This is a genomic window from Variovorax glacialis (assembly GCF_051216375.1).
GTDB lineage: Bacteria > Pseudomonadota > Gammaproteobacteria > Burkholderiales > Burkholderiaceae_C > Variovorax.
The window spans coordinates 143,793-164,688 of the sequence record NZ_JBPJZT010000004.1; the positions used below are offsets into that span (position 1 = coordinate 143,793).

A 20,896-nucleotide genomic window follows, 5' to 3' on the forward strand; every position below is an offset into this window, starting at 1 on the left:
GCCTCGCCCATGGGGGCCACAAGGAGCCCCCATATAATCAAATGTTGATTTGAAACCTGTTTCTCCACGAGATTGTGCGCGCAAAATGAACAAGTTGTTGACCACGATGTTTGCCCTTGCTGTCGCTTGCGTGACGGTCTCGGCCCAGGCCCAGAAGATCACGGGCAATGCTGAAGCCGGTGCGAAGAAGACGGCGATGTGCGTGGGTTGCCACGGCATCATCGGCTACCAGGCCAGCTTCCCCGAGATTCACAAGGTCCCGATGATCGCGGGCCAGAGCGCGACGTACATCGTCTCGGCACTCACCCAGTACAAGGGCGGCGATCGCAAGCATCCGACCATGCGCGCCATCGCCGACTCGCTGAGCGAGCAGGACATCGCCGACCTCGCCGCCTACTACAGCCAGCTTGGCGTGAAGGAAGGCGGCGCACCGCCGCTGACCCTCGCCAGCCATCCGAGCGAAACAGTACAGGCCCTGATCGCGCGCGACAAGGACAACGCCTGCACCAAGTGCCACGGCGCCAACTTCAACACGCCGAACGACGGCACGGTACCGAAGCTCGCCGGCCAGCATGCGGACTACCTCTACGTCGCGCTCAAGTCGTACAAGGTGCAGAACCAGCACCAGCTCGGCCGCTCGAACGGCGTGATGAGCGGGCAGGCCAAGAAGTACACCAACACCGAGATCAAGGAGTTGGCCAGCTACATCAGCTCGCTGCCCGGCGAGCTGAAGACGGTGCCGGAGTCGATGATCCACGACCCGAAGTAATCGCCCCGATCGTCCTCGATTCCCCAAAAACAAAGCCCGCTTGCAGCGGGCTTTGTCGTTTCAGCGTTCGGACTTCAGACGTCGAAGAACACCGTCTCGTTCGGACCTTGCATGTGGATGTCGAGACGATAGGTCACCGAGCCGCCGGCTTCGCTGCGTTGCGCGACCAAGGTGCCGCGACGTTCGGCCGGCACGCTGTTCAGCACGGCGTCCTTGGCATTGGCCTCGGCCTCGTCGCTGAAGTAGACGCGCGTGAAGGCGTGCAGCAGCATCCCGCGCATCAGCACGATCACATTGATGTGTGGTGCTTCGCCGGCCGTTTCCGCACCGGGCTTGACGGTATGGAAGACGAAGCGGTTCTGCGCGTCGGTGCCCGTGCCCACGCGACCGAAGGCCCGGAAGCCGGTGTCGCGCGCATCGTCGACCGATTGCGGGTATTCGCCCGTGCCGTCGGGCTGGCTGATCTCGACCAGGGCGTCGTTGATCGGATTGCCGTCGCCGTCGATCACACGCCCTTCGATGCGGATGCGCTCGCCGCGCGCGCCGTCGAGCGCGAGGACCGCGTCGAAGGGCTGGTCGAAGTCATAGCCGTATTGCGTCGCCGTGAGACCGTAGGCGAAGTAGGGGCCGACCGTCTGCGAAGGGGTTTGGCCGAAGTTGGTTTCGAGTGCGCTCATCATGATTCGGTGTCTCCTCAGCGGTTTTCGAAAGGCGTCTCGTCGGCGCCGCGCAGCACGATGTCGAACACGTAGCCGAGCGCATAGCCGTCTTCCGTGACGTCGAGGCTGAAGTCGGAGATCAGGCGATTGCGCACCTTCTCGGGTGTGCCGGTGATCATCGGGTCGTACTGCAGGAGCGGGTCGCCCGGGAAGTACATCTGCGTCACCAGCCGGCTTCCGAAGTGCTCGCCGAACAGCGAGAGATGGATGTGCTGCGGCCGCCAGGCGTTCGGGTGGTTGCCCCAGGGATAGGCGCCCGGCTTGATGGTGAGGAAGCGGTAGCGGCCCTCGCTGTCGGTCAGGCAGCGGCCTGCGCCGAGGAAGTTGGGGTCGAGCGGGGCGTCGTGCTGGTCGACCTTGTGCACGTAGCGGCCGGCGGCGTTGGCCTGCCACAACTCGACCAGCGTGTTGCGCACCGGGCGGCGGCGCTCGTCGAGCACCTGGCCGGTCAGGATCATGCGTTCGCCGAGCGGCTCGCCATTGCGGCGGGCGTTGCGCGTGAGGTCATGGTCCAGCTCGCCGATGCTGCTGTGGCCATAGACCGGCTGGCGCAGCTCGCCGAGCGATGTCTTGAGCGGGATCAACGCCTGCGTGGGGCCGCGCTTGGCGGTCGAGCGATAGCCTGAATAGACGTACGAGGGGTGGCTGGGCCAGTCGCGCGGTGAAAGCTGGGGCAGCTTGGCGGCGGTCGGTGAAGAAGGCATTCGATTTGTCTCCGGATCGTGGGGATGCCCGAGACTCTATTCATGCGCAATGCTGATGTAAATTGACGGCTTGACGATTTTTCATAACCAGCGGTAATACGATGCCAGCCAGCTCCGAAGCCTTCGTCCGTGGCGTTCAACTGCGGCATTTGCGCTGCCTGGTGGCCGTCGCCCAGGAACGCCATCTGGCACGGGCGGCCGAGCGACTGGCGCTCAGCCAGCCGGCCGTCTCCAAGACCCTGGCTGAACTCGAGGAACTGGCCGGCGCGCGCCTGGTGGAACGTGGCAGCGCCGGCCGGCGCGGCATCCAGGGCTTCACCGCGGCGGGCGAGCATCTGCTCGCGCATGCGCTGCGTGTGCTGGAGGCGCTCGATGCCAGTGCCGAGGCGGTGATGCCGGCATCCGGCGCGCGGCTCCAGCGCCTCCGCGTCGGCGCGCTCCCCAGCGTCGCGCCCTCCCTGCTGCCGCCCGCATTGGCCGCGTTGCGCGAACGCCTGCCGGATCTGCAGGTGCAGGTGCACACCGGCGCCAACGCGCCGCTGCTCGACGACCTGCGTGCGGGCGAACTCGATCTCGTCGCAGGTCGCATGAGCGATCCGCAGTTGATGACGGGGCTGACCTTCGAACTGCTCTACACCGAACCGCTGGCGATCGTCGCCCGGCCCTGCCACCCCCTGGCCGGCGGCGCGCCGTCGGTGCAGGACGTGCTGCGCCATCCGCTCTTGGTGTACGGCGAAGGCACGATTCCGCGGCACCACACCGAGAGCTTCCTGTCCGGGCTGGGACTGCGCCTGCCGGCCCATGTCACCCAGACCCTGGACCTCTCGGTGGCGCGGGCCCTGGTGGTCCGCTCGGATGCCGTCTGGTTCACGCCCGTCGGCGCGGCGTGGGACGACCTGGAGTCGGGCCACCTGATACGGCTGGCCATCGACACCACAGGCACCGAGGAACCGGTCGGCCTCCTCCTGCGCATCGACGCCGAGCCTTCGGCCGCCCGCCAGACACTGATCACCCTGCTGCGCGAGACCGGCGTGGCTCAGTCGCGTGTCGCGCGCCGCTGGACGCAGGCCACGTAGGCCTCGCCATCCGGCGGCCGGCCGGCGCGCTGGCTTTCCCACATCATCTGGCCCAGGCACTCCATCGCCTCGTGGTGCGCATCGAGCAGCGAGTCGCGGCGCGCAGCGAGCAGTTCGACCGCCTGCCGGATGCCCCGCGGCTGGTCGATGGAGCACTGCTCGCTGATCGACAGGTGCATCGAGAGGTGCAGGAAGGGGTTCTCGCGCCCGTCCTTGCCGTCGTAGACGCGCGCCACGGCGGCATCGGCGTCGGACAGGTCGGCGTGGTATTCAGGGTGCTCGTCGATCCAGCGGCTGGCGATGATCTCGAGCGCTTCCATCGGCTCGCCCCGGCGGCTCTTGGCGAAGACGTCGCAGAAGAAACGACGCACTTCCTCTTGGGAGGGATTGAACATGCGCAGAGGTTAGCACCGACCCTCAGAACGTATTCGGCCCGCCGCCGTACATTGCCAAGCCATGGACCGCCTCGAAAACATTGAGACATTCGTTCGCGTCGCGCAGACCCAGAGCTTCGCGGAAGCCGCGCGGCAGATGCGCGTGGCGAAGTCGGTGGTCACCAGCCGCGTGAAGCAGCTCGAAGACCATGTCGGCGCGCCGCTCTTCCATCGCAGCACGCGCGTGGTGCGGCTCAGCGACGTGGGGCAGGCCTTCCTGCGCGACTGCACCGAACTCGTCGGGCGGGCCAACGACATCATGGACCAGATGCGCGACGCGCGGGCCGGGCCCACCGGCACGCTGCGCATCCATGCCTTGACCGGCTTCGTGCTCGGGCATTTCGCGACGCTGCTGCGGGCGTTCCAGGTCAGCTTTCCGGACATCCATCTCGAACTGATCGTGAGCGATGCGGTGGTGGATCCGGTCAAGGCCGGTGTCGACTGCGCCTTGCAGATTTTCCCGGCGGCTTCGACCGAACTGGTGTCACGTCCGCTCTTTCCGGTGCGTCGCGTGTTCTGCGCCACGCCCGAATACCTGCGCACGCACGGCGCGCCGGAAAGTCCGCGCGACCTGCACAAGCACACGCTCGGCCTCTATTCGGGGTATCCGACGCGCGACCGCTGGACCTTTCATCACGCCAGCGAGCAGGTGACGCTGTACATGAGCGCCGCCTTGCTGACCAATAGCGTGCACCTGCTGCGCGAGTACGCGATGGAGCACGCCGGCATCGTCTGCCTGCCGACGCTGGTCGCGGGCGATTCGATCCTGCGCGGCGACCTGCAGGTCGTGCTGCCGGACCACCTGCTGTCGTCGTTCTCGCTGAGTGCTGTCTACGCGGAGACCTCGCGCAACGCCTTCAAGCTCAGGCTGTTCATCGAGCACCTCACGGCGGCGTTCACGCGTGTCCCGCCGTGGGATGCGGCCATGATCGATCGCGGGCTGCTGCCGACGGGGCTCATCGCGGACGCATGAAGGCGGAACCGCCGTACGGCGCTACCATCGCGCCCATCCCATCCCCCTGCGCCGGGCGATCGGCGCGCCCGCCCCATGAGCGATCCACAGACATCGCCTGAACCCACCCGCATTCCGCCGCAGGCGCCTCGTCCGCGCGCGCCGCTGCCACCGGGCTATCGCGAGGGCATGATCACCGCCGTCACGGTGATCATCGGCTTCTCGCTTTCCTTCGTGCGGTACTGGGCCTTCGAGGCGCCCGGCGAGTGGACTTCGCGCTCGGTGATCGCGCTCCTCGCGCTGCTCGTTCCGATCGTCGCGGAGATCTACACGCTCTACCGCGCGCTGCTCGTCGCGGACGACGACGAGGCCACCTACGGCATCACCGTGCGCTGGTTCATCGGCTCCGTGTGCGGGATGCTGGTGGCCGTGGCGCTGGCGGCGGTGGTGCTCTCCGGCGGACACTGAACGGCCTCTGATCGCCGGTGCGCGGCCTCGGAAGACAGGGGTAAACCCTGCGGATTGACCGGATTCCGCGAACAATGCGGCCCGGATTTGAGGCCTACCGGAGCCGCCCCTCGTTTCCTAAAGTGCAGTCACCGCAGCCCACCGCTGCCTTGTTGGCACCCAGAGGAGACACACCATGACTGCCGCCTACCAGACCCGCTTCGGGTCCCTCAAGCACTACGAGAAGGGCCACGTGGAGCCCATCGACGACGACGTGCGCCACTACGCTTTCTCCAACTGCTTCGACATCGCGAGCAAGAGCAAGCCGTACGAGAAGGTCGTCTTCGGCCAGAACCAGATCTACGTGCTGGAGACGCTGCGCGCCGAGGGCACCTCGCCCTGGTACACCAGCGCGCACGACGAATTCGCGCTGGTGATGGACGGCGACGTCGAGGTGCATCTCGTCAAGCTCGACGCCAGCCAGACCGTTCAGGACGAAGAGAAGAACGGCGCCGTGCTCGTGAAGGGCGAACCCAAGGGCGCGAAGATGGGCTGGATGAAGCTCTCGCGCGGCCACCAGGGCCTGCTGCCGAAGAACACCGCCTACCAGTTCCGCACCGCGGGCTCGCCCGGCGTGATCGTCCTGCAAACCTGCAAGGGCGACCTGTCGGTAGAGAAATGGGCAGACATCTGCCAGACGCACTGAGCCAGAAGGAGCCACACCATGAACGCACCCGCTGAACTCGCCAAGGTCATCGCGTCGCAGCCCGACGCCACGCTCGGCTACAAGGACTTCTCGCTCGGCAGCTTCGGTTTCCGCCGCGACGAATACTTCGCCCACATCACCTGGAAGACCCGAGACGGCCGGCCGATGAGCCACACGCTGGACATCGGCAACTACCTGCGCGCGCTGATGCGCGACGTGGCCTGGGGCTTCTTCTATGGATGGGTCAATTTCGACGACGTGGTCGGCACGGTCAACCACTACCAGTCGGTCGACCTCTACGCAGGCAGCTTCAACGGCACCATGAAGGAAGCCGGCATCGACCTGCTGGAGAACTTCCCGACCGCGCAGATCCGCGCCACCTTCGAGGCCATGCTCGACGACTGGACCAACGAAAGCTTCGACCCCTTCTCGGCACCGCAGGAAACCGGCTCGCCCTACGGCCGCAAGCAGGGCAACAACACGGCCAAGATCACCCGGGCCCGCGAACTGGCCAAGCGCTGCGTCGGCCTCAAGGGCGATCTCGACCTGCGCAGCGACGAGCGCGGCGCGCCCGTCAACCGCGCCTTCGCCGACGTGCCGCAGGCGCAGCCCGAACTGCACCCCGAGCCCGGCTTCGAGAACGACGTGCATGCCTTCAATCTGTTCGGCTTCCTGAGCCGTTCGCAGGTCACGTGGAACCCGAGCTTCACGTCGGTCGTCAAGCACAGCTACATGTGCCCGACCACCGAGGAGCACATCCTGCCGATCATCCACGGCAACGACCGCGTCGAGTGGTTCTTCCAGATGACTGACGAGATCCACTGGGACTGCGGCGACAAGAACACGGGCAAGCCGATGGCCCGCGTGATCATGAAGGCCGGCGACATGGCCGCCATGCCCGCCTACTGCCGCCATCAGGGCTTCAGCCCGAAGCGGTCGATGCTGCTGGTCTGGGAGAACGGCTCGCCCAGCCTCGTCTACGAGATCCAGAAGGGCGAGAGCCCGGAGATCCCGGTCCAGTTCTAGCCCGTATTGGCGACGCTGCGCGGCAGGGCTGCGCAGCTTCACGACAAGGAGACTCTCATGGCAGACCGCATCCGGTCCGGTGCCGGCGCAGCTTCGCGCCGGCAATTCATCCAGCACGCCGGCGCGGGCACCGCCGCGGTGGCGGCGGCCACCCTGGGCCTGGCCGCGGCGCCGGCCGAGGCGGCCCAGGCCTTCGACGGCACCTATGACGTCGTGGTCTGCGGCAGCGGTTGCGGCGGCCTTGCCTCCGCCCTGTTCGCGCGGTGGCAAGGCAACAGCGCGGTGATCCTCGAGAAGGCCGGCGCCATCGGCGGCACCACCTCGAAGGCGGCGTTCTGGTACTGGGTGCCGAACAACGAGGCCATGAAGAAAGCCGGCATCTCCGATCCGAAGCCCGACTTCCTGAAGTACGTGGCGCGGCTGTCGAACCCGCAGGGCTTCGATCCGGCGCATCCACGCTTCGGCCTCACGCAGTGGGAGTACGACATGTGCGAAGCCATCTACGACAGCGCCTCGCCGGCCGCCGAACTGCTGGCCGCCAAGGGCGCACTGCCGTATCGCCATGTGCCCGACGTGCCGGACTACTTCGCGGAGTTGCCCGAAGACAAGGCACCCAAGGGCCGCGTGCTGGTGCCGGCGGACGCCATCCCGAGCATGGCCGACGGCGGCTTGGTCGCCGTGCGCACCATGTCCACCAAGGCGCGCCAGGAAGGCATCCCGATCCGCACCGGCATGCGCGTGACGAAGATCCTCCAGAACCCGAATGGACGCGTGATCGGCGTCGAGGCCGAGGACGAACTCGGCGCGACGGTGCGCCTTCGCGCCAAGAAGGCGGTGATCTTCGCGACCGGTGGCTTCACGCACAACGTGGAACTGCGCAAGAACTTCCTCAACGGCCCGATCTACGGCGGCTGCGCCGCACCCAGCAACGAGGGCGACTTCGTGAAGATGGCCGGCCCGCTCGGCGCCCAGTTGCGCAACATGAACTACGCGTGGAGCTGCCCGGTGCCGCTGGAGAAGGCCGTGGCGCGCGACGGCTCGATGTCCGGCATGTTCTCGGTCGCCGGCGACTCGATGCTCTTCGTCAACAAGTACGGCCGGCGCACCGTCAACGAAAAGCTCCAGTACAACGAGCTGGCGCAGACCTTCTTCGAATGGGATGGCGCCAAGGCCGAGTACCCCAACCTGGTCCGCATCGCCGTGTGGGACCAGCGTTCGCAGCAGAACTCGGCGAGCGCGGAGTACGGCCGGCTGATCGTGCCGCCGGGCACCGACGACCGCCACGTGATCAAGGGCGCAACCCTGCAGGACCTGGCCCGCGCGATCGACGAGCGATTCGTCAAGTACGCCGGCGTGATCGGCGGGGCCCGGCTGTCGCCGGATTTCCTGCCGAACCTCCAGGCATCGATCGCGCGCTTCAACGGCTTCGCGAAGACCGGCAAGGACCTCGACTTCAAGCGCGGCGAGCGGGTCGTCGAACTGCTCTTCAATGGCGACGTGAAGCAGGAGCCGGGGCGCGCCAATCCGACCATGTGGCCGCTGTCCGACACGGGTCCGTACTACGCCGCGCTGGTCGTCTCCGGCACCCTGGACACCAAGGGCGGACCGAAGACCGACACGCACGGCCGCGTGCTGGACGCCCGCGACCAGCCGATCCCGGGCCTCTACGGCGTCGGCAACTGCGTCGCATCGGCATCGGGCCGCGCCTACTGGGCCGGCGGCGCGACGCTGGGGCCGATCATCGCGTTCTCGTACCGTGCTGCGAACGCGGCGCATGCCGAGTCAGGGAGCGCGGCATGAAAGCCGGACTCGCCAACGCTGTGGCGTTCGGCCTGCTCCTGCTCGGCGCGGTATCCGTGCACGCCCAGTCGCCGGGCGAGCGCCTCGCCCAGAACAGCTGCACGCAATGCCACACCTTCGGCAAGGGCGAGCCCAACGGCGTGGGACCGAACCTGTTCGGACTGCTCGGCCGGCAGGCCGCCAGCAGCCCGGGCTTCACCTATTCGAAGCAGTACATCGACGCGATGAAGGGCAAGACCTGGGATCGCGCGCTGCTCGAACGCTGGCTCACCGACACCCAGGCCGTTGCGCCGGGCAACACGATGGTCTATTTCCAGGACGACCCGAAGAAGCGCGCGGCGCTCATCGAGTACATGCAATCACTCAAGTGAAAGAAGGAGACTCACCATGGCACTCACCCGTCAAACCATGACCGACGAGCAACGCAAGTCCGTGGCGCTCGAATACCTCAAGGCCTACGACAACGGCGGCGTCACTTCCACCGGCGGCTCGATCCTGGACCTGTTCGCGGACGACGCGCAGGTGTATTTCCCCAAGTGGGGCCTGGCGAACGGCAAGGAGCAGATCGGCAAGCTGTTCGGCGAGGTCGGCAGCCGGGGCAAGTCGATCCGGCACGACTACGCGGGCTTCAACTGGATCTTCTCGGGCACCGACCTGTTCGCGTGCGAAGGCACGAGCTATGGCGAGCACGCGGATGGGCCCTGGCGCGCCGGTGTTCCCGAATGGGGCGCGGGCAGGTGGTGCGACGTGTTCGAGGTCCGTGACTTCCTGATCCAGCGCTGCTTCATTTATCTGGACCCCGACTACGCCTCGAAGGACACCGCCCGCTATCCCTGGCTTGGGCAATGACACACCCCCAGGCTCGCGCACTTCGTGTCGCTCTCCACCCCCTTGCAGGGGGCAACACCTGCGGCCCGGCGAAGCCGGTTCCGCGGTGTTCCCCGCTTTTCGCAGTGACAGCCTAGAGAACTTTGTATGAACCTCGCAGACATCCAGCTGGCCGCCGGCCTCAAGACGCCCATCCGGCACCAGCTCTTCATCGACGGGCGCTTCGTCGACGCGGAATCGGGCGAGACGCTCGCGACGCTGAACCCGCACGACAACTCGACCATCGCCGACGTGGCGCTCGCCGGCAAGGCGGACGTCGACAGGGCCGTAGCGGCCGCGAAGCGCGCCTTTCCGGCGTGGAGCCGCATGGCGGCGGCCGACCGCGGACGCATCCTGCTCAGGCTCGCGGATCTCATCGAGGCCAACAGCGAGGAACTGGCGCGCCTCGAATCGCTGGACACCGGCCATCCGGTGCGCGACTCGCGCAAGCTCGACGTGCCGCGCACGGCGGCCTGCTTCCGCTATTTCGGCGGCATGGCCGACAAGTTCCAGGGCGAGACCATTCCGGTCGAGGCCGGCTTCCTCAACTACACCCTGCGCGAGCCGGTGGGCGTCGTGGGCCAGGTGGTGCCGTGGAACTTCCCGCTGATGTTCACGAGCTGGAAGATGGCGCCCGCGCTCGCCGCGGGCAACTGCATCGTGATGAAGCCGGCGGAGATCACGCCGCTCAGCTCGCTCAAGATCGTCGAGCTGATGGCCGAGGCCGGCATGCCGGACGGCGTGGTCAACATGGTGCCGGGGCTGGGCCACGTCGTGGGCCAGTACATCGCAGAACATCCGGAGATCGCGAAGGTCGCCTTCACCGGCAGCACCGCGACCGGCCGGAAGGTGGTGCAGGCCAGCGCGGGCAACCTGAAGAAGGTGCAGCTCGAACTCGGCGGCAAGGGGCCGAACATCGTGTTCGAGGACGCCTTCCTCCCCGCCGCGGTCAATGGCAGCGCCTGGGCCATCTTCCACAACCAGGGGCAGGCCTGCATCGCGGGTTCGCGGCTGATGCTGCACGAGAAGATCGCCGACGCCTTCCTCGACAAGTTCATTCCGCTCGCGCAGTCGATCCGGCTGGGCAACCCGCTCGACGACGCGACCGAGATGGGGCCGCTGACGAGCGCGCAGCATCGCGAGCGGGTGCTGAACTACGTCGAGGTGGCGAAGGGCGAAGGCGGGGAAGTGCTCGTGGGCGGCAGATCGCCCGGCGGCGACCTGGCGCGCGGCTGCTATGTCGAGCCCACGGTGGTGCGCGCGAAGTCCTACCGCGACCGCGTGGCGCAGGAAGAGGTGTTCGGCCCCTTTGTCACCGTGCTGACCTTCAAGACCGACGAAGAGGCGATGGAGATCGCCAATGGCACCGACTACGGCCTCGGCAGCGGCCTCTGGACCAGCAACCTGCAGCGCGCCCACCGCGTCGCGCGCGACCTGCACGCCGGCATGGTCTGGATCAACAGCTACAAGCGCGTGAACCCGGGTTCGCCCTTCGGCGGCGTGGGGCAGAGCGGGTATGGCCGCGAGATGGGTTTCGACGCGATGCGCGAATACACGCAGGTGAAGAGCGTTTGGGTCAATATCGACGCCCAGATCCCTCCTCACTTCGAACGCTGACCATCATGCGCGCCTTCATCTACACCAGCCATCCCCAACGCGTCGTCTTCGGCGCCGGTTCGCTCCAGCACCTGGCGCGAGAAATCGACGCGCTGGGGGCGCGCCGCGCGCTCGTGCTCTCCACGCCCGAGCAGCGCGGCCAGGCCGAGCGCGTGGCCGACATGCTCGGCGCGCAATCGGCCGGCATCTTCGACCGCGCGGTGATGCATGTGCCGATCGAGACGGCGCGCGAGGCGCGTGAAGTCGCGCGCAAGCTCGATGCCGATTGCGCCGTGGCCATCGGCGGCGGCTCGACCACCGGCCTCGGCAAGGCCATTGCGCTCGACTCGGGATTGCCGATCCTCGCCATCCCGACGACCTACGCCGGCAGCGAGATGACGCCGATCTACGGCCTCACCGAGGCGGGCCTCAAGAAGACCGGCAAGGACCCGCGGGTGCTGCCGCGCACGGTGATCTACGACCCCGAACTCTCCCGCACCTTGCCGGTGGGTCTCAGCGTGACAAGCGGCATCAACGCGATCGCCCACGCGGCGGAAGGCCTCTATGCGCAGGACAGCAACCCGGTGATGGACCTGATGGCGCGCGAAGGCATCGCCGCGATCGCGCGGGCACTGCCGCTGATCCGGCTGCAGCCCGACGACATCGAGGCGCGGTCCGATGCGCTCTACGGCGCGTGGCTGTGCGGCAGCGTGCTCGGCAATGTCGGCATGGCGCTGCATCACAAGCTGTGCCACACGCTGGGCGGCAGCTTCAACCTGCCGCATGCGGAAGTGCACACCGTGGTGCTGCCGCATGCCATTGCCTTCAATGCCGAAGCGGCGCCGCGCGCGATGGACCGCATCGCGCAGGCGCTCGGCACGGAATCGGCCGCCGCCGGGCTCTACGCGCTCGCACGCGACAACGGCGCGCCCGTCGCGCTCAAGGACATCGGCATGCGTGCCGAGGACCTCGACCGCGCGGCCGACATCGCCGTGAGCAACCCCTACTGGAATCCGCGGCCCTTCGGGCCCGCCGAACGCGACGCGATCCGCGCGCTGCTGCAGCGGGCTTTCGACGGCGACCCGCCGCGCTGAAGCCGCAGGCGATCTTGTGCAGGAAGAGAAAGTAAGAAAGAAAGAAGGAGACAACCATGACATTGAATCGCAGACAGTTCACCCAGGCCGCGGCAGCGTTGGCGGCCACGGGCGCCACGCCGCTGGTCTTTGCGGCGGACACGCTCAAGATCGGCTACGTGTCGCCGCAGACCGGGCCGCTCGCGCCCTTCGGCGAGGCGGACAAGTGGGTCATCGACCAGATGAAGACGGTCTTCAAGGACGGCATCACGGTGGGTGGCAAGAAGTACGACGTGCAGATCGTGCTGAAGGACAGCCAGTCCAATCCCAACCGGGCGGGCGAAGTCGCGAACGACCTGATCCTCAAGGACAAGGTGGCGCTCGTGCTCACGGCCGGTACGCCCGAGACGGCCAATCCGGTGAGCGATGCCTGCGAGCTGAATGAGGTGCCCTGCATCTCCAGCGTGGTGCCGTGGCAGCCGTGGTTCTTCGGCCGCAAGGGCGATCCGGCGAAGGGCTTCAACTGGACCTACCACCTGTTCTGGGGCCTGGAAGACGTCATCGCCAACTTCACCAACGGCTGGAAGTCGATCCCGACCAACAAGAAGGTCGGCGGTCTCTTCCCCAACGACGGCGACGGCAATGCGTGGGGCGACAAGGAACTGGGATTCCCGAAGCCGCTCTCGCAGATGGGCTTCACCCTCGTCGATCCGGGCCGCTTCCAGAACGGTACGCAGGACTTCAGCGCGCAGATCGCGGCCTTCAAGAAGGACGGCGTGGAGATCGTCACCGGCGTGGTGATCCCACCCGATGCCAAGACCTTCCTCACGCAGGCGCGTCAGCAGAACTTCAAGCCGAAGATCATCACGCTCGGCAAGGCGCTGCTCTTCCCCGGTGCGATCGACGCCTTGGGCGACCTGGGCGACGGCTTGTCGACCGAGGTGTGGTGGAGCCCGTCGCATCCCTTCACGTCGAGCCTGACCAAGCAGAGCGCCAAGTCGCTGGCCGAGGCCTACGAGGCGGGGACGAAGAAGCAGTGGACGCAGCCAATCGGCTTCGCGCACGCCTTGTTCGAGGTCGCGTCCGATGCGCTGTCGCGCTCCAAGTCGGTGAAGGCTTCCGACGTACGCGACGCGGTCGCCGCGAGTTCGCTGGCGACGGTGGTGGGTCCGGTGAAATGGGGCGGGCAGGGTCCGTTCAAGAACGTCAGCAAGACGCCGCTCGTGCTCGGGCAGTGGGGCAAGGGCAAGAAATACAAGTACGAGCTGACCATCGTGAGCAACGAGGCCGCGAGCAACATCCCGGTCGGCGGCAGCCTCCGCCCGATGCCGAGCTGAACGCCATGACGCTGCTTGCACTCCATGCCGTGAGCAAGGCCTACGGCGCGCTCAAGGTCACCGACGACATCACGCTCTCGGTGACCGAAGGCGAGACGCTGGGCATCCTCGGGCCGAACGGCGCGGGCAAGACCACGCTGTTCAACCTGATCTCGGGCGACGTGCATGTGGACGCGGGCCGCGTCGAGTACGAGGGCAAGGACGTGACCGCGCTCAAGCCGCACCAGCGCTGCCATGCCGGCATCGGCCGCAGCTACCAGGTGCCGCAGCCCTTCGGCAACATGAGCGTGTTCGAGAACCTCGTGACCGCCGCCTGCTTCGGCGCGCAGGAGCGCGAGCAGGAGGCCTGGCAGACGGCACATGAAGTGCTGGCGCAGACGGGCCTGATGCCGCATGCGAACAAGCCGGCCGGCGGGCTCACTTTGCTGGACCGCAAGCGCCTCGAACTCGCGCGTGCGCTGGCGACGCGTCCGAAGCTGCTGCTGCTCGACGAGATCGCGGGCGGGCTGACCGAGCCCGAGGCGCGGCAACTGGTCGAGGAGCTTCAGCAGATCAAGGCGCGCGGCGTGACCATGATCTGGATCGAGCACGTCGTGCATGCGCTGCTGTCGCTCGCCGACCGGCTGTTCGTCATCAACTTCGGGCAGAAGCTGGCGGAAGGCGAGCCGCGCGCGGTGATGAACGATCCCGAGGTGCGCCGGGTGTACATGGGGATGGAAGCATGACTGCCTTGCTGGAAGCCCGCGGCCTCGAGGCCTTCTACGGCGATGCGCAGGCGCTCTTCGGTGTCGACTTCTCGTTGTCGCAGGGCGAACTCGTCGCGGTCATCGGATCGAACGGCGCAGGCAAGTCGACGTTGCTCAAGTGCCTGACCGGCCTGGTCCGCGCGCCACGCGAGGCCGTGCATTTCAAGGGCGAGGCGATCGGCGGCCTGCCGCCGGGCGAGATCGTGAAGCGCGGGCTGGCGATGGTGCCGGAAGGGCGCCGCCTGTTCCCGAGCCTCAGCGTCGAGGAGAACCTGCAGATCGGCGGGCTCACCGGCCGCAAGGGCCCGTGGAACCTGGATCGCCTCTACGCGCTGTTTCCCATCCTCGCCGAAAAGCGCCACAACCCGGGCACTGCGCTCTCGGGCGGGCAGCAGCAGATGGTGGCGCTCGGCCGGGCGCTCATGAGCAATCCCGAGGTGCTCCTGTGCGACGAACTGTCGCTGGGGCTTGCGCCGATCGTCATCCGCGAGATCTACGCCGCGATGCCCGACATCACGCGCGAAGGCATGACGGTGGTGATCGTCGAGCAGGACGTGACGATGGCGCAGCGCGTGTCGCAGCGCATCTACTGCCTGCAGGAAGGGCGCGTGTCGCTGCAGGGCCGCTCCAACGCGCTCACGCGCGAGCAGATCTCGCAGGCCTATTTCGGGCTGTGAGCCCGGACACACGAGGAGACATCCCTTGCTCGAAACCATCCTCCAGGGCGTGCTGCTCGGTGGCCTCTACACGCTGTTCGCACTCGGGCAGTCGCTGATGTTCGGCGTCATGCGCCTCACCAACACGGCCCAGGGCGACTTCATCATCCTGGGCGCCTTCGCGGTGATCGCGGGAACCACGCTCTTCGGCGACGCGCCGCTTCTCATCACGCTGGCGGTGCTGCCCGTCGCCTTCGGCTTCGGCTATGCGCTGCAGCGCTACGTGCTCAACGGCACGCTGGGCAAGGACCCGCTGCCGTCGCTGGTCGTCACCTTCGGCCTTTCGATCGTGATTCAGAACCTGCTGCTCGAAGTGTTCTCCGCCGACCCGCGGTCGATCGAGACCGGCGGCCTCAACACGCAGGGGCTGCGCATCGGCGACTTGCTGTCGATCGGTGTGCTGCCGCTGATCGTGCTGGCGATCGCGCTGGTGGCGACCGGCGCGCTGCAATGGCTGTTCGCAAACACGGCGCTCGGGCGCTCCTTCCGCGCGGTGTCGGACGACCGCGAGATCGCCGAACTCATGGGGCTGAACGCGAAGAAGGTCTATGCGCTGGCGACCGCCATCGCCTTCGTGCTGATCGCAGTGGCGGGTGCCTTGCAGGGGATGCGCACGACCGTATCGCCATCGGACGGACCACTGCTGCTGCTCTTCGCCTTCGAGGCGGTGATCATCGGCGGCATGGGCTCGTTCTGGGGCACGCTGGCCGGGGCGATGATCCTCGGCATCACGCAGCAGATCGGCTTCAGGCTCGATCCCGGATGGGGCATCTGGGTGGGCCACCTGGTTTTCCTGCTGGTACTGGTACTGCGTCCCCAAGGCCTTTTCCCCAAGACTCGCGGATGACGAGATGACAAACCTTCCGACTTTCAACGTGGTCCGCAGCACGGCGGCGAGCCGCTCGGCGCTGTGGATCGCGATCGCGCTCGTCGTGCTCGCGGCGAGCCTGCCCTTCTGGGGCGAGTCAAGCTGGATGCGCGAGTTCGTGGAGATCGCCTGTTACTTCATCTTCGCGATGATGTGGAACCTGCTCGCGGGCTACGGCGGCATGGTGAGCATCGGGCAGCAGGCCTTCTTCGGCTTCGGCGGCTACGTGATGCTGATGCTCGGCAACTTTGCGGGACTCAATCCCTTCATCGCCATTCCGCTCGGCGCGCTGGCGGCGGGCGCGATCGCGGTGCCGGTGTCCTTCGTGGCATTCCGGCTGTCGGGCGGCTACTTCGCGATCGGCACCTGGGTGATCGCGGAAGTGTTCCGGCTCAGCTTCGCCAATGTGTCGGCGGTGGGCGGGGGCTCGGGCACCACGCTGACCGCGTTGCGCGGCATCGAGAAGGCGACGCGCGAAAGCGTGACCTACTGGATGGCGCTGGCCTGCGTGGTGGCCGCGATCGCGCTGGTGTACCTGTTCCTGCGCAGCAAGCGCGGGCTGGCGCTGCTCGCGATCCGTGACAACGAGGTGGCGGCGGAATCGCAGGGCATCCCGGTGGCCCGCATGAAGCTCGCCGTGTACGTCGTCGCGGCCTTCGGGGCGGGCCTCGCGGGGGCGCTGTACTTCGTGGGCAACCTGCGCATCAGCCCGGATGCCGCCTTCAGCGTCAACTGGACCGCCTTCGCGATCTTCATGGTGGTCATCGGCGGTATCGGCCGCATCGAAGGGCCGCTGGTGGGCGCGCTCATCTTCTGGGCGCTCAACAAGTTCCTGAGCGACTACGGCACCTGGTACCTGCTCGGCCTGGGCGTGCTCGCGATCGTCGTCACCATCTTCTTCAAGCAGGGCCTGTGGGGATTCGTGCAGCAGCGCTGGGGCTGGTCGCTGTTCCCGACGCAGCGGCGCCTGGTGACCGGCCAGACGGCGACACTCAAGCGACCCGTGTCCTCCGCCCTTCCTACCGACCTGGAGTTCCATCCCCATGCGAAACATCAATGAACACACCATCACCGCCGCCGTGCTCGACCGCATGGCGCAGTGCGAAGACCCGCGGCTGAAGGAGATCATGTCGGCGCTGGTGCGCCACATGCACGACTTCGCACGCGAAGTGAAACTGACCGAGGCCGAATGGGCCGCCGGCATCGACTTCCTGACCGCGACGGGCCAGAAGTGCAGCGACAAGCGGCAGGAGTTCATCCTGCTGTCGGACACGCTGGGGCTGTCGATGCTCACCGTGGCACTCAATCACGCGAAGAGCGCCCAGGCGACCGAGGCCACGGTGTTCGGTCCCTTCCACGTGCACGGCGCGCCGAAGCTCGCGCTCGGCGGCGACATCTCGGGCGGGGCGAAGGGCGAGCCGTTGTTCGTCAACGCCACGGTTCGAGGGCGCGACGGCGAGCCGGTGGCCGATGCCGAAGTCGATGTGTGGGAAGCCGACGCCGAGGGCTTCTACGACGTGCAGCGCGTCGGGCTGGATCACCCGGAGGGGCGCGCCGTCTTCCGCACGGATGCCGAGGGCCGGCTCTGGTTCCGTGGCGTGATGCCGGTCGCCTACCCTATCCCGACGGACGGGCCGGTGGGCGTCATGCTGCGGGCGACCAAGCGCCATCCGTGGCGGCCCGCGCACGTCCATTTCATGATCAAGGCGCCGGGCTACGAGACGCTCATCACCCACGTGTTCCGCGACGGGGACCAGTACCTCGACAGCGATGCGGTCTTCGGCGTGCGGAGTTCGCTCATCGGCGACTTCGTGTCGCACCGTGATGGCGTCGCGCCGGACGGCAGCGTGCAGGCCACGCCGTTCCACACGCTGAAGTTCGACTTCGTGCTCGAGCCTGAATCCGCCGCTTGATGCCGGGTCGAGGTGGTCATAATGGCTCGATGCAGGAACCCCGCTCGTCCATCACGCCGCCCTCCGTGCTCGCGCCGCACACACCGCTGCCGGCCTACTACGGTGACGAGGTCGAACACGAGAGCTTCCTGCGCCGCATCTTCGATGACACCGCACCCGACTACAACCGCATCGAGCGAGTGCTCGCACTCGGATCGGGGCCGTGGTATCGGCGCTCCGCGCTGCAGCGTGCGGGGCTCGTGGCGGGCGCGCACGTGCTCGACGTCGGCATCGGCACCGGCCTGGTCGCGCGCGAGGCGCTGAAGCTCATCGGTTCCGGCGGCCATCTGGTCGGCGTCGATCCGAGCCCGGGGATGATGAGCGAAGTCGGCCTGCCCGGTGTCGAACTGGTCCGCGGGCGGGCCGAGGCGCTGCCGCGGCCCGACGCCAGCAGCGACTTCATCAGCATGGGCTACGCGCTGCGCCACATCGCCGACGTGAACGCGGCGTTCGCGGAGTTCTTCCGGGTGCTCCGCCCGGGCGGGCGCCTCCTGGTGCTCGAGATCAGCAAGCCAGCCGGACGCGTGGGCACCGCCGTGCTCAAGGCCTACATGCGCAGCGTGGTGCCGGTGATCGCGAAGGTCGTGGCGCGGAATCACGACACCTCCGAGTTGTGGCGCTTCTACTGGGACACGATCGAGGCCTGCATTCCGCCGGAGTCGGTCGTGAGTGCCTTGCGCGCCGCCGGCTTCGACAAGGTTCAGCGCCACGTCGAACTCGGCATCTTCTCGGAGTACACGGCCGTCAAGCCAGCCTGAGATCAGGGCATCAGGGCATCAGGGCGATGATCTTCTTGAACTCGTCCTTGGAATAGGCGCGCAGCGTCTCCGAGCGAACATTGCCCATCGAGCCGACGCTGAGCAGCGCGGCCATCGTCGCTTCGTCGCCGCCTTCGGTAACGATCACCAGGTCGTAGGCGCCGGAAGTCCAGTGCATGCTCTTGATGGTCAGGCCCAGCTTGGTCGCCACCGCGGTGAAGGCTTCCGCCCGGTTGGGCGACTCCTTGACGCTGCGGATGCCTTGTTCGGTGAAGCTGACGAGAGAGATATAGGTGGACATGGCATGGCCCTCGTTGCGGCTTGGCAAGCCGGGGGCCAAAAGTCTAGACCTCCGGCGCGCTTCAGGCCAATGTCACAACACTGGGACAGTCCACGGCCGGCATCGCGAGCAGTTCTTCGCGGCGCGGGATCGATGCCTGGGCGCCCGCGCGCGTGACGCACACCGCGGCGGCCTGGATGCCGAGTGCGATGCCGTCGTCGATCGACTCGCCTCTCGCGAGCGCGGCGCACAGCGCACCGATGAAGGTGTCGCCGGCGGCGGTGGTGTCGATGGCCTTCACCTTCAATGCGTTGAAGTGGCGGCAGCCCCCGGCATCGCAGGCCATCACGCCTTCGCTGCCCATCGTCAGGATCACGTGCGCCGGGCCGAGAAGGCGCAGTGCGTTCGCGGCGCGCGCCGCGCCGGCTGCGTCATGCACGGCGATGCCGCACAGCATCGCCGCCTCGGTCTCGTTCAGCACGAGGATGTCGACGAGTTTCCACAGCGCGTCGGGGAGCGGCTCGGCAGGCGCGGGGTTCATCACCACGGTGCAGCCGCGTGGGTGCGCCAGTGCGGCCGCATCGACGACGGCCTGCATGGGGACTTCGAGTTGCAAGAGGAGCAGGCGTGCCGTTGCCAGGTCTTGTTCCAGGCGCTGCGTGTCGTCGGCGCCGACCAGTCCGTTGGCGCCCGGGATCAGCGCGATGCGGTTCTGCGCGCTGTCGTCGACCATGATCAGCGCCACGCCGGTCGACCCCGCCGCGGTGGCAACGTGCCCGACCTCGACGCCATCGGCTGCAAGCGATGCCTTCAGCGACAGCCCGAACGCGTCGTCGCCGACGCGGCCAATCATCGCGACCGAGGCACCCTGGCGCGCACAGGCCACGGCCTGGTTGGCGCCCTTGCCGCCCGGATTGCTCATGAACGAGTGGGCCTGCAGGGTTTCGCCCGCGCTGGGCACGCGCGGCACACGGACCACCAGGTCCATGTTGAGGCTGCCGAATACGACGATCTCTGCCATGGATGGCCCCGGGTTCTACCAACGCAACGCGGTGGTGTGCACCGGCGCATCCCACAGGCGCTTGGCTTCGTCGTCCAGCGCGGTGACGGTCAGCGAGGCACCGGCCATTTCCAGCGAGGTCGTGTGGTTACCGACCAGCATGCGCACGACTTCCAGGCCTTCGGCGGCAAGCCGCAGGCGCGCATGGTGGTGCAGCAGATAGAGCTCCATCAAGGGCGTGCCGCCAAGGCCGTTGACGAGCAGCAGCACCTCGCGACCCCGCGCGAGCGAAAGATCCTTGAGGATCGGATCGAGCAGCAGGTCGACGATGCCGGCCGCGGGCGCGAAGGGCATGCGCTGCCGGCCCGGCTCGCCGTGGATGCCCACGCCCAGTTCCATCTCCTGCTCGCCGATCTCGAAGGTCGCCACGCCCGAGGCAGGCACGATGCAGCTGTTGAAGGCCACGCCCATCGACGCCGTGCCGCCGTTGATGCGGTCGCCGAGTGCCTTGCAGTCGAACAGGTCCGCGCCGGCCTCGGCGGCAGCGCCGACCATCTTTTCGACGATCACCGTGCCGGCCACGCCGCGGCGGCCGCTGGCGTGCATCGAATGTTCGATCGCCACGTCGTCGTCGACCACGACCATCAGGTGATCGGTGTCGACCAGCATGTCGCTCGCCATCTGGAAGTTGAGGCGGTCGCCGGCGTAGTTCTTGACGATGAAGAGCACGCCGCGTCCCGCGTCCACGCTGTGCGCCGCGGCGAGCCACTGGTCGGGTGTCGGCGAGGTGAAGACCTGGCCCGGGCAGGCGGCATCGAGCATGCCGAGGCCCACGTAGCCCGTGTGCAGAGGCTCATGGCCGGAGCCGCCGCCGGACACCACCGCCACCGCGTCGCGCTTGGGCACGCGCCGCGCCACGAAGGTCGGGTCGAACTCGACGCGCAGCAGATCCGCGTGCGCCGAGGCCAGGCCCGACAGGCTTTCGGCAATGGCGTCGTCGACGTAGTTGATGAATTTCTTCATCGTGTGTCCTCGAGGAAATCCCGGTCAGGGTGAGGCATCGTGGGCCC

Annotated in this window: 24 protein-coding genes; 18 read left to right on the forward strand and 6 right to left on the reverse strand. The window is 67.3% G+C overall.

The genetic code is table 11. The features are described 5' to 3' along the window. The first annotated feature begins 85 nt into the window (after window positions 1-85). Complete coding sequence (locus tag ACSFBL_RS12295; protein WP_435516065.1) at window positions 86-769, forward strand: c-type cytochrome; 684 nt, start codon at window positions 86-88, stop codon at window positions 767-769. 74 nt (window positions 770-843) lie between these two features. Here the strand turns inward: ACSFBL_RS12295 and pcaG are convergent, their stop codons facing one another. Both pcaG and pcaH read right to left on the reverse strand, forming a co-directional pair. Then, on the reverse strand, window positions 844-1,452 hold the full coding sequence (gene pcaG / locus ACSFBL_RS12300; RefSeq protein WP_435516494.1) for a protocatechuate 3,4-dioxygenase subunit alpha: 609 nt from the start codon (window positions 1,450-1,452) through the stop codon (window positions 844-846). 11 nt (window positions 1,453-1,463) lie between these two features. Next, window positions 1,464-2,192 (reverse strand): protocatechuate 3,4-dioxygenase subunit beta, encoded by a 729-nt coding sequence (gene pcaH, locus ACSFBL_RS12305; RefSeq protein ID WP_435516066.1) that lies wholly within the window; start codon window positions 2,190-2,192, stop codon window positions 1,464-1,466. A gap of 101 nt (window positions 2,193-2,293) precedes the next feature. On the opposite strand from pcaH, the gene ACSFBL_RS12310 reads away from it, so the two are divergent. Continuing rightward, window positions 2,294-3,268, forward strand: coding sequence for a LysR substrate-binding domain-containing protein (locus ACSFBL_RS12310; RefSeq protein WP_435516067.1), 975 nt, complete (start codon window positions 2,294-2,296; stop codon window positions 3,266-3,268). Here the strand turns inward: ACSFBL_RS12310 and ACSFBL_RS12315 are convergent. Further along, window positions 3,229-3,663 (reverse strand): DUF1841 family protein, encoded by a 435-nt coding sequence (locus ACSFBL_RS12315; protein WP_435516068.1) that lies wholly within the window; start codon window positions 3,661-3,663, stop codon window positions 3,229-3,231. The two genes, ACSFBL_RS12310 and ACSFBL_RS12315, sit on opposite strands and share 40 nt — an antisense overlap. A 61-nt stretch (window positions 3,664-3,724) precedes the next feature. Here ACSFBL_RS12315 and ACSFBL_RS12320 point away from each other — a divergent pair, with 61 nt between their 5' ends. The 16 genes from ACSFBL_RS12320 (at window position 3,725) to ACSFBL_RS12395 (ending at window position 18,546) form a co-directional block, all read left to right on the forward strand. Continuing rightward, window positions 3,725-4,675, forward strand: a complete 951-nt coding sequence (locus tag ACSFBL_RS12320) for a LysR family transcriptional regulator (RefSeq protein ID WP_435516069.1) — start codon at window positions 3,725-3,727, stop codon at window positions 4,673-4,675. 75 nt (window positions 4,676-4,750) lie between these two features. Next, the gene (locus tag ACSFBL_RS12325) at window positions 4,751-5,122 is read left to right on the forward strand and encodes a hypothetical protein (protein ID WP_435516070.1); all 372 of its coding nucleotides are present in this window, start codon (window positions 4,751-4,753) and stop codon (window positions 5,120-5,122) included. Between the two features lie 175 nt (window positions 5,123-5,297). After that, window positions 5,298-5,807 (forward strand): cupin domain-containing protein, encoded by a 510-nt coding sequence (locus tag ACSFBL_RS12330; protein WP_435516071.1) that lies wholly within the window; start codon window positions 5,298-5,300, stop codon window positions 5,805-5,807. A gap of 18 nt (window positions 5,808-5,825) precedes the next feature. Beyond that, window positions 5,826-6,833 (forward strand): hydroxyquinol 1,2-dioxygenase, encoded by a 1,008-nt coding sequence (locus ACSFBL_RS12335; protein WP_435516072.1) that lies wholly within the window; start codon window positions 5,826-5,828, stop codon window positions 6,831-6,833. 57 nt (window positions 6,834-6,890) lie between these two features. Continuing rightward, window positions 6,891-8,633 carry an FAD-dependent oxidoreductase gene (locus ACSFBL_RS12340; RefSeq protein ID WP_435516073.1) on the forward strand — a complete coding sequence of 581 codons (1,743 nt, stop codon included), beginning with the start codon at window positions 6,891-6,893 and terminating at the stop codon, window positions 8,631-8,633. After that, entirely contained in the window at window positions 8,630-9,004 is a 375-nt protein-coding gene (locus tag ACSFBL_RS12345; RefSeq protein ID WP_435516074.1) for a c-type cytochrome, read from the forward strand. Before ACSFBL_RS12340 ends, ACSFBL_RS12345 begins: the two co-directional genes overlap by 4 nt. A gap of 16 nt (window positions 9,005-9,020) precedes the next feature. Then, complete coding sequence (locus tag ACSFBL_RS12350; protein WP_435516075.1) at window positions 9,021-9,482, forward strand: nuclear transport factor 2 family protein; 462 nt, start codon at window positions 9,021-9,023, stop codon at window positions 9,480-9,482. Window positions 9,483-9,653: 171 nt separating this feature from the next. After that, window positions 9,654-11,117 carry an aldehyde dehydrogenase family protein gene (locus ACSFBL_RS12355; RefSeq protein WP_435516495.1) on the forward strand — a complete coding sequence of 488 codons (1,464 nt, stop codon included), beginning with the start codon at window positions 9,654-9,656 and terminating at the stop codon, window positions 11,115-11,117. A gap of 5 nt (window positions 11,118-11,122) precedes the next feature. Then, complete coding sequence (locus ACSFBL_RS12360) at window positions 11,123-12,190, forward strand: maleylacetate reductase (RefSeq protein ID WP_435516076.1); 1,068 nt, start codon at window positions 11,123-11,125, stop codon at window positions 12,188-12,190. A 56-nt stretch (window positions 12,191-12,246) separates the two neighbouring features. Then, window positions 12,247-13,506, forward strand: coding sequence for an ABC transporter substrate-binding protein (locus ACSFBL_RS12365; RefSeq protein ID WP_435516077.1), 1,260 nt, complete (start codon window positions 12,247-12,249; stop codon window positions 13,504-13,506). A gap of 5 nt (window positions 13,507-13,511) precedes the next feature. Next, window positions 13,512-14,231, forward strand: a complete 720-nt coding sequence (locus tag ACSFBL_RS12370; protein ID WP_435516078.1) for an ABC transporter ATP-binding protein — start codon at window positions 13,512-13,514, stop codon at window positions 14,229-14,231. Further along, window positions 14,228-14,929 (forward strand): ABC transporter ATP-binding protein, encoded by a 702-nt coding sequence (locus ACSFBL_RS12375; RefSeq protein WP_435516079.1) that lies wholly within the window; start codon window positions 14,228-14,230, stop codon window positions 14,927-14,929. Before ACSFBL_RS12370 ends, ACSFBL_RS12375 begins: the two co-directional genes overlap by 4 nt. A gap of 25 nt (window positions 14,930-14,954) precedes the next feature. Further along, a complete protein-coding gene (locus tag ACSFBL_RS12380) occupies window positions 14,955-15,815 on the forward strand; it encodes a branched-chain amino acid ABC transporter permease (RefSeq protein WP_435516080.1) in 861 nt (286 codons plus the stop codon). A 4-nt stretch (window positions 15,816-15,819) separates the two neighbouring features. Next, the gene (locus ACSFBL_RS12385; protein WP_435516081.1) at window positions 15,820-16,896 is read left to right on the forward strand and encodes a branched-chain amino acid ABC transporter permease; all 1,077 of its coding nucleotides are present in this window, start codon (window positions 15,820-15,822) and stop codon (window positions 16,894-16,896) included. Continuing rightward, window positions 16,880-17,749 carry an intradiol ring-cleavage dioxygenase gene (locus ACSFBL_RS12390; RefSeq protein WP_435516082.1) on the forward strand — a complete coding sequence of 290 codons (870 nt, stop codon included), beginning with the start codon at window positions 16,880-16,882 and terminating at the stop codon, window positions 17,747-17,749. Before ACSFBL_RS12385 ends, ACSFBL_RS12390 begins: the two co-directional genes overlap by 17 nt. 29 nt (window positions 17,750-17,778) lie before the next feature. Then, window positions 17,779-18,546, forward strand: coding sequence for a class I SAM-dependent methyltransferase (locus ACSFBL_RS12395; protein ID WP_435516083.1), 768 nt, complete (start codon window positions 17,779-17,781; stop codon window positions 18,544-18,546). A gap of 10 nt (window positions 18,547-18,556) precedes the next feature. Here the strand turns inward: ACSFBL_RS12395 and ACSFBL_RS12400 are convergent, their stop codons facing one another. The 3 genes from ACSFBL_RS12400 to dhaK all read right to left on the reverse strand — a co-directional run bounded on the left by ACSFBL_RS12400 (window position 18,557) and on the right by dhaK (window position 20,849). Then, entirely contained in the window at window positions 18,557-18,847 is a 291-nt protein-coding gene (locus ACSFBL_RS12400; RefSeq protein ID WP_435516084.1) for a GYD domain-containing protein, read from the reverse strand. A 61-nt stretch (window positions 18,848-18,908) separates the two neighbouring features. Continuing rightward, window positions 18,909-19,847, reverse strand: a complete 939-nt coding sequence (gene rbsK, locus ACSFBL_RS12405; protein ID WP_435516085.1) for a ribokinase — start codon at window positions 19,845-19,847, stop codon at window positions 18,909-18,911. A 15-nt stretch (window positions 19,848-19,862) separates the two neighbouring features. Beyond that, on the reverse strand, window positions 19,863-20,849 hold the full coding sequence (gene dhaK / locus ACSFBL_RS12410) for a dihydroxyacetone kinase subunit DhaK (protein ID WP_435516086.1): 987 nt from the start codon (window positions 20,847-20,849) through the stop codon (window positions 19,863-19,865). Window positions 20,850-20,896 lie beyond the last annotated feature (47 nt).